This is a genomic window from Caldimonas taiwanensis NBRC 104434, from assembly GCF_001592165.1.
Lineage (GTDB): Bacteria > Pseudomonadota > Gammaproteobacteria > Burkholderiales > Burkholderiaceae_C > Caldimonas > Caldimonas manganoxidans.
This window is the reverse complement of the sequence record NZ_BCWK01000011.1, coordinates 40,212-56,783: the sequence shown is the minus strand read 5'-3', so window position 1 is coordinate 56,783 and position 16,572 is coordinate 40,212. Positions and strand designations below refer to the sequence as shown.

The following is a 16,572-nucleotide window of genomic DNA, read 5'->3' as shown; positions in this document are numbered from 1 at the left end:
TCCCGGGCTTACATGCGGAAATGCTCGCCGAGATAAACCTTGCGCACGTCGGGGTTCTCGACGATGTCGGCCGGCGTGCCCTGGGCCAACACCCGGCCTTCGCTGATGATGTAGGCATGGTCGCAGATGCCCAAGGTCTCGCGCACATTGTGGTCGGTGATGAGCACGCCGATGCCGCGCGACTTCAGGAAGCCGATGATGCGCTGGATCTCGATCACGGCGATCGGATCGACCCCGGCGAAAGGCTCATCGAGCAGGATGAAGCGCGGCTGCGTGGCCAAGGCCCGCGCGATCTCCACACGGCGGCGCTCGCCACCGGACAAGGACGGGGCCGGCGCATGGCGCAACTTCTCGATCGACAGCTCGGCCAGCAACTCATCGAGCTGGCGCGAGATCGCCGCCTCCTGGAGCGGCCGGCCCTGGGCATCGTGCTGCAACTCCAGCACCGCGCGGATGTTCTCCTCCACCGTGAGCTTGCGGAAGATCGAGGCCTCCTGCGGCAGATAACTCAAGCCCAGACGCGAACGCTCATGGATGGGCCGGCGCTCCACGCGGTGGCCGTCGATGCGGATCTCACCGGCGTCCACCGGCACCAAACCCACGATCATGTAGAAGCTGGTGGTCTTGCCCGCGCCATTGGGCCCAAGCAAACCCACGACCTCGCCGCTTTGGACCGACAGGTGCACGTCCTTGACCACCTGCCGCGCGCCATAGCGCTTTTGCAGGCCCCACACCTCCAAGCGGCTGCCCGGGCCCGACCGCTCGGGCATGCGCTGGGGCTTCAACGCGCCTCCCCCCGGCCGCCCCCCGAGGAGGGAGACAGCACGCCACGCACCCGGCCGTCCGGGCTGCCGTCGGAGGCGCCTTGCACATGGTAGGTCTCGGCCCCGTGGTCGTAGACGATGGTCTGCCCCACGATCTCGTCGGCCACATCGGTGCCGCGCACACGCCGGATCATGGCCTGACCGCTGAGCCGCAAGGTCTCGGTGCGGCTGTCGTAATCGATGCGCTGGGCCCGACCTTCGAAATGCTCGTCCAGCCCCTCGCGCTTCTGGCGGAAAAAGGCCGGCTCGGCCGCCGAACTGGCCGTGGCGCTGTGGTGGCCATCGGGCCACTGGCGCACCTCCACCCGGTCGGCCCGCAACAGCAAGCTGCCTTTGGTGAGCTCGACCCGGCCGCTCAGCACATTGACCTTGCGCGCGTCGTCGTAGCGCAGGCTATCGGCCGCAAAGCGCAGCGGCTGGTCGCGGTCGGCCCGCTCGGCCCAAGCGACAGGGCTCCCCCCCAGCACCAGCGCCAGCCCCAGCGCGAGCCGCCGGGATCGTCCGAGAAAAGAAAAAAGAAGGCTCATGAAGGCATGAAACTTGCAGTTCAGGCCATTCTAGCCCAGGGAGCGCCGCGCAGGGGAGGGCCCACAGCAGGTTTCATGCCTGGATCGGTGCCGCTGGCGCCCGTGGAGCCTGGGCCGATCCGCCCCGGGACGCCGCTGCGAGCGGCCGGCGTGGCCGGGCTCCGCCGCTGGGCAGGCCTCAGCGGCCGGCGCGGGCTTGGCCGATCAGGTAGTCGGCCACCTGCAGCGAGCGCTCCAGCGAGCCGGCCAAGGCCCCGGAGGTCCAGTAGCGACCATTGACGCCGATGGCCGGCACCCCGTCGATCTTGTAGCCTTCTGCGATTTGCCGGGCCTGGCGGATCTTGGTCTGCACGCCAAAGGAGTTGAAGGCTTCCAGGAACTTGGCGCGGTCGATCCCTTGCCGCGCCATGAAGTCGGCAATCGCCTCGGGCTTGTTCAGCGGGTTGCGCTCCACATGGACCGCATGGAAGACTTTCTTGTGCACCGCCTCGATCTGGCCCAGAGCCTCCAGCGCATAGTAGATGCGCTGGTGCACCACGAACTCCTCACGAAAGGCCACCGGCACCCGGCGATAGAGCACATCGGCCGGCAGCTTTTTGGCCCAGGGTTCGATCAGGGGCTGGAAGCGGTTGCAATGCGGGCAGCCGTACCAAAAGAATTCGATGACCTCGATTTTTCCGTCGGTCCCGCCGGGCAGCGCCGGGCGCAGCACCACATAGTCGCTGCCCGCCTTGGGCGCTTGGGCCCGGGTCGTCCGCGGAGCCAGACCGGCCAGGCCCAAAACCGCCACCCCGGCAGCAGCGGTGAATTCGCGTCGCTTCATCGAGTCATCCTTTCGTTCTTCACGACATAACGCAGCCCGGGTGGATTCGGTCGACCCGCACAAGTTCAACCGAGCACCCCCTCCGGCGCCCCGTTCAGCGCGGCACGCGCACCAGCGCCGCATCGAAGCCGTTGCTCTTGAGTCGCTCCTGGGCGCGGTCGGCCTCGGTCTGGGTGTCGAACGGGCCCAGACGCACCCGGTAGACGGTACGCCCCCCCTGTTCGCGCTCGCTCACGCGGGCACTGAGGCCCATCAGCGCCAGACGGACCCGCTGCTGCTCGGCCTCCTCGGCGCGGGTGAAGGCCCCGGCCTGCACGAAGTACACCAGCGCCTCGCCGGAGGCGGCCGCCGGTGCCGGATCGGCCCCGGAGAGGATGGCCGCCGGGTCACGCGCTGCCGGCCGCGCCGAGCCCTGGCGCAAGCCCGGGGGCACGTCGGGCAAGGACTGCGAGGCCGCTGGCGCTGCGGCCGGCGCCGAGGCGCTGCGCCCTTGCAGCGGCGCATTGGGGTTCCAGTGGCGGTTGCGCTCGGCCTCGGCCGCTTCTTGCTCGGCCGTGCGCGCCGGCACTTTGTTGACGAAGGGGATGGGCACCTTGGTGACATACAGGGCCACCGCCAGGGCCAAGGCCAAGCCGATGAGCACCCCCACTACCAGGCCCAGGGCGAATCCGCCACGTTGCTTTTTCATCGGGATGGATTTCCTTGCAGAACCAGACGCAGGCAGCCATTGTGGCGCAGCGCGCCGGTGTCACATTTTGGCCGGCGCACTCACACCCAGCACCGACAGGCCGTTGTGCAGCACTTGGCGCGTGGCCACCAGCAAGGCCACGCGGGCGCGCGTCAGCTCGGCATCCTCCACGAGAAAACGCTCGGCCGCGTAATAGGTGTGGAAGGCGCTGGCCAGATCCCGCAGATAGAAGGCCACGTCATGCGGCGCCAGGTCGCGCGCGGCGGCCGACAGCATGCCGGGATACTCGGCCAGCTTGAGCATCAGCGCGGCTTCGGCCGGCATCACCAAGCGGCCGAGGTCGGCACGCGGCAAGCTCGTCAGATCGCCGCCATGCTGCTGGCACCACTGCTCGATCACCGAGCAGATGCGCGCATGGGCATATTGCACGTAGTACACCGGGTTCTCGTCGTTTTGCTGAAGCGCCAGGTCCACGTCGAAGGTGAATTCGGTGTCGGCCTTGCGGCTGATGAGGAAAAAGCGCACCGCATCGCGGCTGGTCCACTCGATCAGGTCGCGCAGGGTCACGTAAGAGCCGGCCCGCTTGGAGATCTTCACCTCTTGGCCGCCGCGCATGACGGTGACCATCTTGTGCAGCACATAGTCGGGGTAGCCCTCAGGAATGCCCAGCCCCACGGCTTGCAGCCCGGCACGCACCCGAGCGATCGTGCCATGGTGGTCGCTGCCCTGGATGTTGATGACCTTGGTGTAGCCGCGCTCCCACTTGGTGATGTGGTAGGCCACATCGGGCACGAAATAGGTGTAGGTGCCATCGGACTTGCGCATCACGCGGTCCTTGTCGTCACCGTATTCGGTGGTGCGCAGCCACAGCGCGCCGTCGCGCTCGTAGGTCTTGCCCGCTTCGATGAGACGCTGCACGGTGCGCTCCACCCGCCCGCTGCTGTACAGGCTCGACTCGAGGTAATAGTTGTCGAACTTCACCCCGAAGGCTTGCAGATCCAGGTCCTGCTCGTGGCGCAGATAGGCCACGGCGAACTGGCGGATGCCGTCCAAGTCGTCGGGATCGCCCGAGGCGGTGAACTCGCGGTCGTCGGCTTTGACGGTCTTCTTGGCGAGGAAGTCGGCGGCGATGTCGGCGATGTACTCGCCGTTGTAGGCAGACTGCGGCCAAGCCGGGTCGCCCGGCTTGAGCCCCTTCAGCCGGGCTTGCACCGACAGCGCCAAATTGGCGATCTGCACCCCGGCATCGTTGTAATAGAACTCACGCGTGACCTGGTCGCCCTGCGTCTCGAACAAGCGGCAAATCGCATCGCCCAGGGCGGCCTGGCGACCATGGCCCACGTGCAGAGGTCCGGTGGGGTTGGCCGAGACGAACTCCACCATCACATGCCGGCCGCTGGCCGCCTGGCGGCCGTAGGCCGGGCCGCTGGCCAGAATGTCGGCCACCACGGCCTGCTTGGCCGCAGGCTTGAGCCGCAGGTTGATGAAGCCCGGACCGGCGATCTCCAGACCATCGACCCAGCGTTGGAAAGCCTCGCGCCGACGCAGGCCGTCCACCAGCGTTTGCGCCAATTCGCGCGGGTTTTTCTTCAGCGTGCGGGCCAGCTGCATCGCACAGGTGATGGCCAAATCCCCATGAGCAGCTTGTTTCGGCGTCTCGAAGGCCGCCGCGGCGACGGCCTCGGGGGCCAGCAACGCCAGTTCGGCAGCCAGGTCGTCCAGGAGTTCTTGTTTGGCGCGGATCATCCGGAGATTTTACGGTTGCGCCCCGCCTGCGCTGCGGGCGCCCGGCCAGACACAGTTCGATACATCTGTGGCGGCCCCGGCTTGCGTGCCACGCCGCACGGTGAAATGATGCGCAGGTCATGACGACCCCTCCACAGCCGCCTCGAGACCCACCTGCCGAACCGCCGGCCGGGCTGCCGGCCTACATCGGCGAGTACCGGGTGCTGCGCAAGTTGGGCGAGGGGGCCACCAGCGAGGTCTTTCTGTGCCACGATGCGTTCCATGACCGCGACGTGGCCGTCAAGCGCGTGCGCCCTGCGGCCTTGCGCGACCCGGTGGACGGGCGCTATTACTCGCGCTTCTTCGCCGCCGAGGCCGCACTGGTCGGGCGGCTGCAGCACCCCCACATCGTGCAGCTGTTCGATGCAGTGAACGGTCCCGACGAGCCCTATTTGGTGATGGAGTATGTCGAGGGCAGCACGCTCAAACCCTATTGCCGGGCCGATCAATTGCTGCCGCTGGAGCTCATCGTCGAGATCGGCTTCAAGTGCGCGATGGCTCTGGGCTACGTGTTCCGGCAGGGGCTGATCCACCGCGACATCAAGCCGGCCAACATCCTGGCGGTGACCAGCGCCGGCCAGATCACCGATGTGAAGCTCACCGATTTCGGCAGCGTGTTGCACCTGCAGGCCGACACCACCCAGGTGCACCGCGTGGGCTCGCTGGCCTACATGTCGCCCGAGCAGATCGACGGCGCGCCGCTGAGCGCCCAATCGGACATGTATTCCTTGGCCGCGGTGCTCTACCACCTGATCACCGGACATCCGCCGGTGGAGGCCCACTCGCAGGGCGAAATGATCCAGCAGGTGCTCTATGGCCCGGTCATCCCCCCGAGCGAGCGCCGCCAAGGCGTGTCCACCGCCGTGGACGAGGTGATCCTGCGCGCCTTGAACAAGGCCCCGATCGACCGCTACGCGCACTGGGACGATTTCGCCCATGCCTTGGCCGGCCTCATCGCCAGTCGCCAAGTGCCACGCGGCAACCTGCAAGCGGTGCTGGACTCCGAACGCTTCAGCCTGCTGCGCTCGCTGGACTTCTTCCGTCACTTCGACGACGTGGAGCTGTGGGAAGTGGTGCATCAGGCGCGCTGGCAACGCTTCGGCTTTGGGCACAAGCTGATGTCACGCGGCGAGCGCGGGCGCGATTTCCACGTCATCGCCCAAGGCGCGGTGGACGTGCTGCGCGACGGCCGGCGCGTCGAGTCGCTGCGCGCGGGCTCCACCGTGGGGGAAATGGCCTACCTGGCGCCCAGCAAAGAGCCGCGGCTGCGCACGGCCGACGTGATCGTCACCGAGCCGGTCACCACGATCTCCTTCACGCCCGAAAGCCTGCGCCGCTTGAGCCTGGCCTGTCGCGACCGCTTCAACGAAGCCTTCATCGCCGTGCTGGTGCGCCGCTTGCATGCCGCGCACGAGGCCCTGTCCCACCCTCAACGCATCTTGTGATCCCATCCCTCTTCACCCCCCACGGAGACCCTCCATGAAGCATGTTCTGATTGCCGCTTCTTTGGCCCTGGCCTGCACGTCGCCTTGGGCGCAAGACGCCAAAGAGCCCACCCGTCAGCAAACCCGCATGGCCGAGTGCAACAAGAAAGCCGCCGACCTCAAGGGCGAGGAGCGCAAAGCCTTCATGAAGGACTGCCTGACCGACAAGCGCAAGGCCCAGCAGGACAAGATGAAAGCCTGCAATGCCGAAGCCGGCGCGCTCAAGGGCGACGAGCGCAAGGCCTTCATGAGCCAATGCCTGAAGAAGAGCTGATCAGCGTCCCCCCAGGCCCCGCGCCAGCAGGCTGCCCGCCAGCGGCAGCAGCAACAGCGCATGGGCCTGGATCATGATCCAGCGGCGCGCCTGGCGCACCTCTGATGGCGGGGGCAGCCCCTGTCCGGCGGCCAGCGCCGCGCGCCAACGCCGATAGGCCCGCGCCGGCGGGATGGCCATCAGGCCGATGCCAAGAAAAAGCGCCAGCTTCAGATGCAACAGCGGTTGGGCCCACGCCCAGTCCCAGCCTTTGAGGCCCCACCCGGCCCGCGCCAAGCCGGTGGCCAGCACGCTGAGGGCGGCCACATCGGTCAGGCGATCGAGTCGGCCCAGGCGGTGCACCACGGCCGCGTTCATCCACTCCACACGACACAGCGCAGCCTGGCTGGTCATGAACACGACCCACCCCAGGATGGCGGCGATGTGGGCATAGGCCAGCAAAGCCTCGAGCAACATCGTCAGCGCCCCCCAGCGGTCGGCGCAGCCGCGGGCGTGCGCCAATAGGCCGCATCCCCGTAGGTGTGCTTGAGATAGTCGATCCACAGCCGCACGCGCAACGGCAAGTGCTTGCGCTGCGCGAAGACGGCATAAATGCCATTGGGCGGGGCGGCGAAATCGTCGAGCACGCTGACCAGGCGGCCAGCGGCGATGTCGCCTTCGACCTCCCAGGTCGAGCGCCAGGCCAATCCCAAGCCGGCCAAGCACCATTCATGCAACACCTGCCCGTCGGAGCAGTCCACGCGCGACGGCGGGCGCACATGCACGATCGCCCCGTCCACGGTGAAGGCCCAGCCCCGCGTCTGGCTGGCATCCGAACTGAGGGTGAGGCAGTCGTGCTGGCTCAGCTCGGAGGGATGCTGCGGGCGCCCGCGGCGCTCCAGATAGGCCGGAGAGGCCACGCACAGGCGGCGGTTGTCGGCCAGGCGCAGGCTCACCAGGCTGGAGTCGGGCAAGTCGCCCACGCGCACCGCACAGTCGAAGCCTTCGTTGACGATGTCCACCACCCGGTCCGACAGGTTCAGCGACAGCGAAACCTCGGGATGCAGCTGCAGAAAGCGCGGCACCAGCGGCGCCACATGGCGCCGCCCGAAGCCTGCCGGCGCGGTCACGCGCAAATGACCACTGGCTTTGACGCCGCCGGCCGACACGCTGGCTTCGGCATTGGCCAAATCGGTGAGCAGGCGCTGGCAATCCTCCAGAAACGCACTGCCCTCGTGCGTGAGACTGATGCGCCGGGTCGTGCGCACCAGCAGCTTCACGCCCAAGCGAGCCTCCAGCGCATCGATGCGCCGCCCGATCACCGCCGGCGCCACGCCTTCGAGGTTGGCAGCCGCCGTCAGGCTGCCTTTGGTGGCCACTTGGACAAAAGATTCGATCTGTTTGAGCTTATCCATGACGGATTCGTCACAAATCACGCGCCAGACTACGCTGCAAAAAGTCAAAGATCAAGCGATTTCTCAGGGATTAATCATTGGGCGCGGTTTGAATACAGTGTGCGCCATGGCCTCCTCCCCCCTGACCGTCCAAGCCGTGCTCTTCGATGCCTACGGCACGCTGTTCGATGTCTACAGCGTGGCGCTGGCCGCCGAGCAACTTTTTCCAGGCCGCGGCGAGGCCCTGGCCGCGCTGTGGCGCGACAAGCAAATCGAATACACCCGCTTGGTGAGCATGGCCGACCCCGGCGGCTCGCGCTACCGACCCTTTTGGGAGCTCACGCGCGACGGGCTGCGCCATGCCTGTGCGCGCCTGGGCCTGGCGCTGACGCCCGAGCACGAGCAGCGGCTGATGAACCAATACCGCCACCTCAGCGCCTTCCCTGAAAACCGCGAGACGCTGCACGCCTTGCGCCAGCGGGGGCTGCCCACGGGCATCCTGAGCAATGGCGACCCGGCGATGCTGGAGGTGGCGGTCAAAAGCGCCGGCCTGTCCGAGGTCCTGGACCATGTCATCAGCGTCGAACCGGTGCGCTGCTTCAAGCCCGATCCGCGCGTCTATGCGCTGGGCTTGGAGGTCCTGCGCCGCCGCCAGCCCACATTGGCGCCCCGCCAGGTCTTGTTCGTCTCGAGCAATGGCTGGGATGCCGTGGGCGCGACCTGGTTCGGCTACACCACCTTCTGGCTCAACCGCAGCGGCGCCCCGCCGGAGGAGCTGGGCACCGCCCCTCACCACGAGGGACGCCACCTGCGCGAACTGCTGGCTCTGATCGACGCCTCAGCCACGCGTGCGGCCCGTCCTTGACCCCCGAGCGGATTCGTTTTTTCTCCATTTCATCCGAGGACCCCACCCATGAGCTCACGCACCACCGTCCATCGACTGCAAGTCGCCACCGAGCTGTACCGCTTCATCGAAGACCAGGTGCTGCCGGCCACCGGCGTGGACAGCCGCAGCTTCTGGGCCGGCTTCGATGCGATCGTGCACGACCTGGCGCCGAAGAATGCCGCGCTGCTGGCCGAGCGCGACCGCTTGCAAGCCGAGCTCGATGCCTGGCATGCCGCCCATCCCGGCCCGATCACCGACATGCCGGCGTACCGAGCCTTTCTGGAGCGCATCGGCTACCTGCTGCCGCAGCCGGCGCAGGTGCAAGCCACCACGGCCAACGTGGACGCCGAGCTGGCCCTGCAAGCCGGCCCGCAGCTGGTGGTGCCGATTCTGAACGCCCGTTACGCGCTCAATGCCGCCAATGCGCGCTGGGGCTCGCTGTATGACGCCTTGTACGGCACGGACGCCATCCCCGAGACCGGCGGGGCCGAGAAGGGCCCGGGCTACAACCCGGTGCGCGGCGCCAAGGTGATCGCCTTTGCGCGCAACTTCCTCGACCAGGCCGCCCCGCTGGCCCAGGGCTCGCACAAAGACGCCACGGGCTACGCGATCGACGGCGGCCAGCTGCGCGTGCAACTGCGCGGCGGCGCCAGCACCGGCTTGCAGGAGCCGTCGCAGTTCGTCGGCTACCAGGGCGAGCCCGCGGCCCCCTCGGCCGTGCTGCTGCGCCACCACGGTCTGCATGTGGAGATCCGCATCGACCGCAGCCACCCCATCGGCAGCACCGATCCGGCTGGCGTGGCCGACGTGGTGCTGGAGGCCGCGCTGTCGACCATCCTGGACTTGGAAGACTCGGTGGCCGCCGTGGATGCCGCCGACAAAGTCGCCGGCTACCGCAATTGGCTGGGCATCTTGCAAGGCACCCTGACCGAAGAAGTCACCAAAGGCGGCAAGACCTTCACTCGCCGCTTGAACCCCGACCGTGAATACACCGGCCCGGACGGCCAGCCCGTGGTGCTGCACGGCCGCTCGCTGCTGTTCGTGCGCAATGTGGGCCACCTGATGACCAACCCGGCCATCCTGTACGACGGCGGCAAGGAGATCCCCGAAGGGATCATGGACGCGGTGATCACCACCACCATCGCGCTGGTGGACTTGAAGCGCCAAAGTGGCCTGCGCAACTCGCGCACCGGCAGCGTCTACATCGTCAAGCCCAAGATGCACGGCCCGGCCGAGGTGGCCTTTGCCAACGAGCTGTTCGGCCGTGTCGAGCAGATGCTGGGCTTGCCCGACAGCACCGTCAAGCTGGGCATCATGGACGAAGAGCGCCGCACCAGTGTGAACCTGAAGGCCTGCATCGCCGCGGCCGCCAGCCGCGTGGCCTTCATCAACACCGGCTTTTTGGACCGCACCGGCGACGAAATCCACAGCGCGATGCGTGCCGGCCCGATGCTGCGCAAGGGCGACATGAAAACCACCAAGTGGATTGCCGCTTACGAGCGCAACAACGTGCTGGTGGGCCTCAAGTGCGGCCTGCGCGGGCGCGCCCAGATCGGCAAGGGCATGTGGGCCATGCCCGACCTGATGGCCGCGATGCTCGAGCAAAAAATCGCCCATCCCAAGGCCGGCGCCAACACCGCCTGGGTGCCCTCGCCCACGGCGGCCACGCTGCATGCGCTGCACTACCACCAGGTGGACGTGGCCGCGGTGCAGCGCGAGCTGGAGAAAATCGATGCCGACGCCGAGCGCGACGCCCTCCTGAACGACTTGCTCCAGGTGCCGGTGGCGCCCAACCCGAACTGGTCGGCCGCCGACAAGCAGCAGGAGCTGGACAACAACGTGCAGGGCATCCTCGGCTACGTGGTGCGCTGGATCGACCAAGGCGTGGGCTGCTCCAAGGTGCCCGACATCCACAACGTGGGCCTGATGGAAGACCGTGCGACGCTACGCATCTCCAGCCAGCACATCGCCAACTGGTTGTTGCATGGCGTCGTGACCGAAGCCCAGGTGCGCGAGACCTTCAAGCGCATGGCCGCGGTGGTCGATCGTCAAAACGCCGGCGACCCAGCCTACAAGAGCCTGGTGGCCCACCCTGAAGGCGCCGCCTTCCAGGCCGCGCAAGACCTGGTGTTCCAAGGCGTGGCGCAGCCCAATGGCTACACCGAGCCGCTGCTGCACGCCTGGCGCCTGAAGGTGAAGGCCGGCGGCTGACGCCGGCCAGTCGCGCATGCCGCTGCCGCAATCGGCGCCGGCATGCGCACAATCGGGGCTGTGCATCCAGGGAAAGGTCCACACGCATGTGCCAGCTGCTGGGCATGAACTGCAACACCCCCACCGACATCGTGTTCAGCTTCACCGGCTTTGCCTCACGCTCGCACGAGCATGCCGACGGCTTCGGCATCGCCTTCTTCGAAGGCAAAGGCACCCGGCTGTTCGTCGATGCCCAATCGGCCCTGCACTCGCCGGTGGCCGAGCTGATCCGGCGCTACCCGATCCGCAGCACCAACGTCATCGCCCACATCCGCAAAGCCACCCAGGGCGCCGTGAAGTTGGAAAACTGCCATCCCTTCGTGCGCGAGCTGTGGGGGCGGTACTGGGTGTTTGCCCACAACGGCGACCTGCCCGGCTTTGCGCCCAATCTCCATGCCGCCTTTCGGCCGGTGGGCGACACCGACAGCGAAGCCGCCTTCTGTTGGCTGATGCAGGAACTGGCCAAAAACCATGCGATGGTGCCCACGCCCCAGCAGCTCACCGACACGCTGGCCGAGCTGGTGCCGCAGGTGGCGCGGCACGGCACCTTCAACTTCATGCTGAGCAACGGCTGCGCGCTATGGGCGCATTGCTCCACGCGCTTGCATTACCTGGTGCGCGAGCACCCCTTTGGCGCGGCCACGCTGCAAGACGAGGACCTGCGCGTGAACTTCGCCGAGCTGGCCTCGCCGCAGGACCGGGTGGCCGTGATCGTCACCGAGCCGCTCACCCGCGACGAGACCTGGACGCCGCTGGCCGCAGGCGAGCTGATCGCCTTCGTCGATGGGCAGCCCTTGCGGGACCGCCCCCATGCATGAGGCGCGCGGCGTCATGCACGACCGCTCAGAACCGATGGCGCAGCCCCACAGCCACGGTGTGGCCGGCCTCGGTGGCGCGGAGTTTGTCCACCATGTACACCGCGTAGACATCGGTGCGCTTGGACAGGAAATGGTCATAGCCCAGGCTGGCCATGCGGCGCTTGGACGGGGCATCCCCGGTGGTCTGGCGCACGCCCCAGGACGCCAACAGCGAGCCGGCACCGACCCGGTAGGACAGGCCGAGCTGGTAGATGTCGTCGTCCAGATCGAGCGCGGTGCGCTCCTCGATCCGCCCGTACTGAGCGAACAGCTTGGCCGCCCCCACCGTGTAGCTGGCCCCCAGCTGATACGCCGTTTCTTTGCCAACGGTCAGGCCCTTCTTGACCTGCTGGGCCGCCACGGCCACGGCCAGCGGCCCGCCGAAGTACAGCACATTGGCTCCGACATTGGCGCCGTTGCCCGATTCCTTCAGCGCATATTGCAGGTTCACCGTGGCGGCGCCCAGGAGGCGCGGCGAGGCATAACTGATCGCATCGTTCCAGCCGGAGTCGCCCGCCAGCACGCCGGTGGCGCCGTAATAGCTGCGAATCGCCGGCGAAAAGCCGAAAGAGTCGCCAAACGGGTTGAACAGCAAAGTGGCCACGAACATCGGCGTGGCACGACGCCCCAGGTAGACACTGCCGAAGCCCCCACTGACGCCCACGTGAGCATTGCGCGCCCAAAACGTATCGCCACCGAAGCGCGCAGCCTCGCCCGTGTCGGCACGCAGAAAGTGATCCAGCGTGAACGTGGCGGCCAGCCCGCCGCCCAAATCCTCCTTGCCGCTGAACCCGATGTAGCTGGTGGTCATGCCGCCCGATTCGATCCGGCCGAGCCGTTGGCCACCGCTGGTTTGATAAGAACCGATGGCCAGATCCAGCAGGCCATACAACTGCACCGACGAGGACTGCGCCAGCGCTGCCCCGGCCCACCCAAGACCGAGCAGCGCCAGGCCGCAGGTGCGCACGATGTGACGGATATGCAATGTCATGATGGAAACTCTCCAGTGGGTCGTCGAAGTTCGGACGGACCGCCTTCATGCAAAAGCCGTACCTGCACCACGATGGAGTTCAAGCTGGTGCACATGAGGCGTCCACACATGTGTATACACTTTTGAATACGGATTGCCCAGCCATGCAACTGCTCATCAATGGCCGCCCGCACGAGGTGCCCGACGAGGCGGTCGATCCCTCGATGCCCCTGTTGTGGGTGCTGCGCGACGTGCTGCACCTGACCGGCACCAAATACGGCTGCGGCATCGCCGCCTGCGGGGCCTGCACCGTGCGCTTGGACGGCCAGGCGGTGCGCTCCTGCGTCACGCCGCTGGCGTCGGTGGCCGGGCGTGCGATCCAGACCATCGAAGGTTTGGGCACGCCGCAGGCCCCGCACCCGCTGCAAGCCGCGTGGATCGCCCACCAGGTGCCGCAATGCGGCTATTGCCAAAGCGGCATGTTGATGGCCGCCGCCGCGCTGCTGGACCGCACGCCCGAGCCCACCGAAGCGCAAATCGATGCGGCCATCAGCAATTTGTGCCGCTGCGGCACCTATCCGCGCGTGCGCGAGGCCATCCGCACCGCGGCGGTGCAAATGCGTCCGGCCCGCACGCCGCGCCAACCGCTGAAGGTGAAATCCGCATGAAGCGCCGACACTTCCTGCTCAGCGCAGCGGCCGTCGGTGGCGCCTTGGTGGTGGGCTGGGGCGCTTGGCCGGTGCGGGACCGTCTCGGCCGGCGTGGCGCCCTCGGCGCCGACGAGCGCGACATCCAGCTCAACGGCTGGATCAAGATCACCCCAGGCGGCCAGGTGGTGCTGGCCATGCACCGCATCGAGATGGGCCAGGGCGTGCACACCGCCTTGCCGATGCTGGTGGCCGAACAGCTCGACATCGGCCTGGAACGCCTGCGGCTGGAGCAAGCCGGTCCGGAGTCGCTGTACGGCAATGTGGCGATGTTCCTCGGGGCCTTGCCCTTCCACCCTGACGAGCGCGAACCCGGCCAAGAAACACGCCTGGTGCGCGCCGGCCGCTGGTTCGTGGCCAAGCTGGCGCGCGAGCTGGGCATCAATGTCACCGGCGGCTCCTCCAGCATTGCCGATGCCTGGGAGGTGCTGCCGCTGGCGGCGGCCACCGCGCGTGCGCAGCTGCTGGGCGCAGCAGCCCTGCAATGGCGGCTGCCCGTCGATGAGCTGCGCATCGCCGACGGCATCATCGAACATCCCTCGGGCCAGCGCGCACACTTCGGCGAGTTCGCGCGCCAGGCCGCGGCCCTGACCGTCAGCGCCCGCAACATCCGCCTCAAGCCGCGCGAACAATGGCGCTTGATCGGCCGCCAGCCGCTGCGCACCGATGTGCCGGCCAAAGTGAACGGCTCGGCGGTGTTTGGCCTGGATGTCCGACCCGAGGGCGTGTTGTTCGCGGTGGTGCGCCACTGCCCGATGCTCGGTGGCAGCCCGGGCCGGGTGGATGTGGATGCCGCGCTGCGCCGCCCAGGCGTGCTGCGCGTGGTGCGCTTGCCTGCGCTGGCCGGCTCGACGGCGGCGGTGGCCGTGGTGGCGCGCAGCACCTGGCATGCGATGCAGGCCGCGCGCACGCTGGACGTGCAATGGCATCCCCCGCCACACGACCCGGCCGTGGGCCTGCTGGACACGCAGCGCATCGAGGCCGACCTGGAGCAGGCCGCCCGCCAGGCCCAGGACACCGCCGGCGGGCTGCCCTTCCATCGGCGCGGCGATGTGGATGCGGCCGAAGCGGCGGCCGCGCGCCTGCTCGAAGTCGTCTATCACGCGCCCTATCTGGCCCATGCCACGATGGAGCCGATGAACTGCACCGCCCAGGTGCGCGACGGCCGCGTCACGCTGTGGGCGCCCACCCAAGTGCCCACGTTCGCCCGCGAAGTGGCCGCGCGCGTGGCCGGGGTAGCGCCGGAGGCGGTGGAGCTGCACCTGACCTTGCTGGGGGGCGGCTTCGGGCGGCGCTTGGAGACGGACTACATCGCCCAGGCGGTCCGCATCGCGATGGAGACGGGCGGCCGCCCGGTGCAGCTGGTGTGGCCGCGTGAGGAGGACTTCAGCCACGACTTCTACCGCCCGGCCGGCGTGGCCGTGATGCGGGCGGCACTGGATGCGAGCGGTCGCCCGCAGGCCCTGCGCATGACGGTGGCCGGCGATGCGATCACGCCGCGCTGGATCGCACGGCAGCGTCCGGCCTGGGCCACGCGCTGGGACGCGCCGGACAAAACCGCGGCCGAAGGCTTCTTTGACCTGCCCTACGAAGTGCCGCACCAGCGTATCGCTCATCGAGCCACGCGCAGCGGCGTGCCGATCGGCTACTGGCGCTCGGTGGGCCATTCGCACCACGCGTTTTTCACCGAGTGCTTCATCGATGAGCTGGCCCATGCCGCCGGCCAAGACCCGCTGGCCTTTCGTCTGAGCCTGCTGGCACGGCATCCGCGCCATGCGGAGGTGCTCAAGCTGGCCGCCGACAAGGCCCAGTGGGACCGCCCGCTGCCGGCCGGCCGCGCCCGTGGCCTGGCCCTGCACGAAAGCTTCGGCTCCATCGTCGCCGAAGTGATGGAAATCTCGCAGGAAGCCGGCCGCCCGCGCGTGCACCGCGTGGTCTGCGCGATCGATTGCGGCACCGTGGTGCACCCCGGCATCGTGGCCCAGCAAATGGAAGGCGGGGTGATCTTCGGGCTGAGCGCCGCGCTGTATGGGCGGGTGGACATCCGCGGCGGCGAGGTGCTGCAGAAGAACTTCGACACGGCTCGACTGCTGTCGCTGGCCGAAACCCCCGTGATCGAAACCCACATCGTGCCCAGCCACCGGCCACCGGCCGGCGTGGGCGAACCCGGCACGCCGCCGGCGGCGCCAGCGCTGCTCAACGCCTGGTTTGCATTGACCGGCCAGCGGGTGCGGCGCTTGCCTCTGCTGGCCCAGGCGCCCGAGGCGCTCAGCGCCGCGCCGCGTTGAGCTCGCTGCGCAGGGCCAGTGCCGCGCGCCGGGCGGCACTGGCGAAGTCCGGGCCGCTGCTGGCGTACAGCACGCTGCGGCCGACGTTGACCACCACCAAGCCCGTGATGCGGCCCTCGCTCTCGCGATAGCCGGCTTTCACGGTGGCCGTGGCATCGCCCCCTTGGGCGCCCACGCCGGGAATCAGCAAGGGCACGGTGGGCGCCAACTCGCGCACGCGCGCGATCTCCGCCGGATAAGTGGCCCCCACCACCAAGCCGAGCTGGCCCGTGCGATTCCACGGCCCCTGGGCCAAACGGGCCACATGCTCGTACAGCCGCGGCTGCCCCTCCAGCTCGGCCAGGCGCTGGTTTTGCAAGTCCGCCCCGCCGGCATTGGAGGTGCGGCACAGCAAGATCGCCCCCTTGTCCGGGTAGCGCAAATATGGCTCGATGGAATCGAAGCCCATGAAGGGCGACAGCGTGACCGCATCGGCCCCATAGCGCTCAAAGGCTTCACGGGCGTATTGTTCGGCCGTGGAGCCGATGTCGCCCCGCTTGGCATCCAGGATCACCGGCACCTGCGGGGCCACTTGGCGGATGTGGGCCATCAGCCGCTCGAGCTGGTCTTCGGCGCGGTGTGCGGCGAAGTAGGCGATCTGCGGCTTGTAGGCGATCACCAGATCGCGCGTGGCCTCGACGATGGCCGCGCAGAAATCAAAGATGCGCGAGGGCTGGCCGCGCCAGGGCGCGGGGAACTTGGCCACATCGGGGTCCAGCCCCACGCACAAGAGCGAGTCGTTGAGGCGTTCGGCCGCGTGGAGCTGATCGATGAAAGACATGCCCCCGATTGTAGAA

General features: G+C 68.0%; 16 protein-coding genes. 7 read left to right on the top strand and 9 right to left on the bottom strand.

Annotated features, from left to right (window positions below):
• Positions 1 to 8: 8 nt before the first annotated feature.
• From lptB to argS, 5 genes are all read right to left on the bottom strand, one after another.
• Positions 9 to 770, bottom strand: coding sequence for an LPS export ABC transporter ATP-binding protein (gene lptB, locus CTA01S_RS10825; RefSeq protein ID WP_019560492.1), 762 nt, complete (start codon positions 768 to 770; stop codon positions 9 to 11).
• Between the two features lie 11 nt (positions 771 to 781).
• Positions 782 to 1,351 carry a lipopolysaccharide transport periplasmic protein LptA gene (gene lptA, locus CTA01S_RS10820; protein ID WP_051090205.1) on the bottom strand — a complete coding sequence of 190 codons (570 nt, stop codon included), beginning with the start codon at positions 1,349 to 1,351 and terminating at the stop codon, positions 782 to 784.
• Between the two features lie 178 nt (positions 1,352 to 1,529).
• Positions 1,530 to 2,174 carry a thiol:disulfide interchange protein DsbA/DsbL gene (locus tag CTA01S_RS10815; RefSeq protein ID WP_019560494.1) on the bottom strand — a complete coding sequence of 215 codons (645 nt, stop codon included), beginning with the start codon at positions 2,172 to 2,174 and terminating at the stop codon, positions 1,530 to 1,532.
• Positions 2,175 to 2,268: 94 nt separating this feature from the next.
• A complete protein-coding gene (locus tag CTA01S_RS10810) occupies positions 2,269 to 2,862 on the bottom strand; it encodes an SPOR domain-containing protein (RefSeq protein WP_062195460.1) in 594 nt (197 codons plus the stop codon).
• Positions 2,863 to 2,922: 60 nt separating this feature from the next.
• The gene (gene argS, locus CTA01S_RS10805) at positions 2,923 to 4,608 is read right to left on the bottom strand and encodes an arginine--tRNA ligase (protein WP_062195459.1); all 1,686 of its coding nucleotides are present in this window, start codon (positions 4,606 to 4,608) and stop codon (positions 2,923 to 2,925) included.
• A gap of 119 nt (positions 4,609 to 4,727) precedes the next feature.
• On the opposite strand from argS, the gene CTA01S_RS10800 reads away from it, so the two are divergent.
• Both CTA01S_RS10800 and CTA01S_RS10795 read left to right on the top strand, forming a co-directional pair.
• Positions 4,728 to 6,092 (top strand): serine/threonine-protein kinase, encoded by a 1,365-nt coding sequence (locus CTA01S_RS10800; RefSeq protein ID WP_062195458.1) that lies wholly within the window; start codon positions 4,728 to 4,730, stop codon positions 6,090 to 6,092.
• Positions 6,093 to 6,126: 34 nt separating this feature from the next.
• Positions 6,127 to 6,405: a PsiF family protein gene (locus tag CTA01S_RS10795; protein WP_019560498.1), complete on the top strand. Its 279-nt coding sequence runs from the start codon at positions 6,127 to 6,129 to the stop codon at positions 6,403 to 6,405.
• Here the strand turns inward: CTA01S_RS10795 and CTA01S_RS10790 are convergent, their stop codons facing one another.
• Together CTA01S_RS10790 and CTA01S_RS10785 are read right to left on the bottom strand one after the other, a co-directional pair.
• Positions 6,406 to 6,861 carry a DUF2214 family protein gene (locus CTA01S_RS10790; protein ID WP_062195589.1) on the bottom strand — a complete coding sequence of 152 codons (456 nt, stop codon included), beginning with the start codon at positions 6,859 to 6,861 and terminating at the stop codon, positions 6,406 to 6,408.
• Positions 6,862 to 6,863: 2 nt separating this feature from the next.
• Positions 6,864 to 7,799 (bottom strand): LysR family transcriptional regulator, encoded by a 936-nt coding sequence (locus tag CTA01S_RS10785; RefSeq protein ID WP_019560500.1) that lies wholly within the window; start codon positions 7,797 to 7,799, stop codon positions 6,864 to 6,866.
• A 106-nt stretch (positions 7,800 to 7,905) separates the two neighbouring features.
• Between CTA01S_RS10785 and CTA01S_RS10780 the strand changes: the two genes are divergently transcribed.
• The 3 genes from CTA01S_RS10780 (at position 7,906) to CTA01S_RS10770 (ending at position 11,732) form a co-directional block, all read left to right on the top strand.
• Positions 7,906 to 8,643, top strand: a complete 738-nt coding sequence (locus CTA01S_RS10780; protein WP_062195457.1) for a haloacid dehalogenase type II — start codon at positions 7,906 to 7,908, stop codon at positions 8,641 to 8,643.
• A 48-nt stretch (positions 8,644 to 8,691) separates the two neighbouring features.
• Positions 8,692 to 10,875, top strand: coding sequence for a malate synthase G (locus tag CTA01S_RS10775; RefSeq protein ID WP_062195454.1), 2,184 nt, complete (start codon positions 8,692 to 8,694; stop codon positions 10,873 to 10,875).
• 86 nt (positions 10,876 to 10,961) lie between these two features.
• Positions 10,962 to 11,732 carry a class II glutamine amidotransferase gene (locus CTA01S_RS10770; RefSeq protein ID WP_019560503.1) on the top strand — a complete coding sequence of 257 codons (771 nt, stop codon included), beginning with the start codon at positions 10,962 to 10,964 and terminating at the stop codon, positions 11,730 to 11,732.
• Between the two features lie 25 nt (positions 11,733 to 11,757).
• Here the strand turns inward: CTA01S_RS10770 and CTA01S_RS10765 are convergent, their stop codons facing one another.
• Positions 11,758 to 12,762 (bottom strand): porin, encoded by a 1,005-nt coding sequence (locus CTA01S_RS10765; RefSeq protein WP_062195452.1) that lies wholly within the window; start codon positions 12,760 to 12,762, stop codon positions 11,758 to 11,760.
• A gap of 143 nt (positions 12,763 to 12,905) precedes the next feature.
• On the opposite strand from CTA01S_RS10765, the gene CTA01S_RS10760 reads away from it, so the two are divergent.
• Complete coding sequence (locus tag CTA01S_RS10760) at positions 12,906 to 13,409, top strand: (2Fe-2S)-binding protein (RefSeq protein ID WP_019560505.1); 504 nt, start codon at positions 12,906 to 12,908, stop codon at positions 13,407 to 13,409.
• On the top strand, positions 13,406 to 15,736 hold the full coding sequence (locus CTA01S_RS10755; RefSeq protein ID WP_062195450.1) for a xanthine dehydrogenase family protein molybdopterin-binding subunit: 2,331 nt from the start codon (positions 13,406 to 13,408) through the stop codon (positions 15,734 to 15,736). Before CTA01S_RS10760 ends, CTA01S_RS10755 begins: the two co-directional genes overlap by 4 nt.
• On the opposite strand, the gene pyrF is transcribed toward CTA01S_RS10755, so the two are convergent.
• Positions 15,717 to 16,556, bottom strand: a complete 840-nt coding sequence (gene pyrF, locus CTA01S_RS10750; protein ID WP_062195447.1) for an orotidine-5'-phosphate decarboxylase — start codon at positions 16,554 to 16,556, stop codon at positions 15,717 to 15,719. The two genes, CTA01S_RS10755 and pyrF, sit on opposite strands and share 20 nt — an antisense overlap.
• Positions 16,557 to 16,572 lie beyond the last annotated feature (16 nt).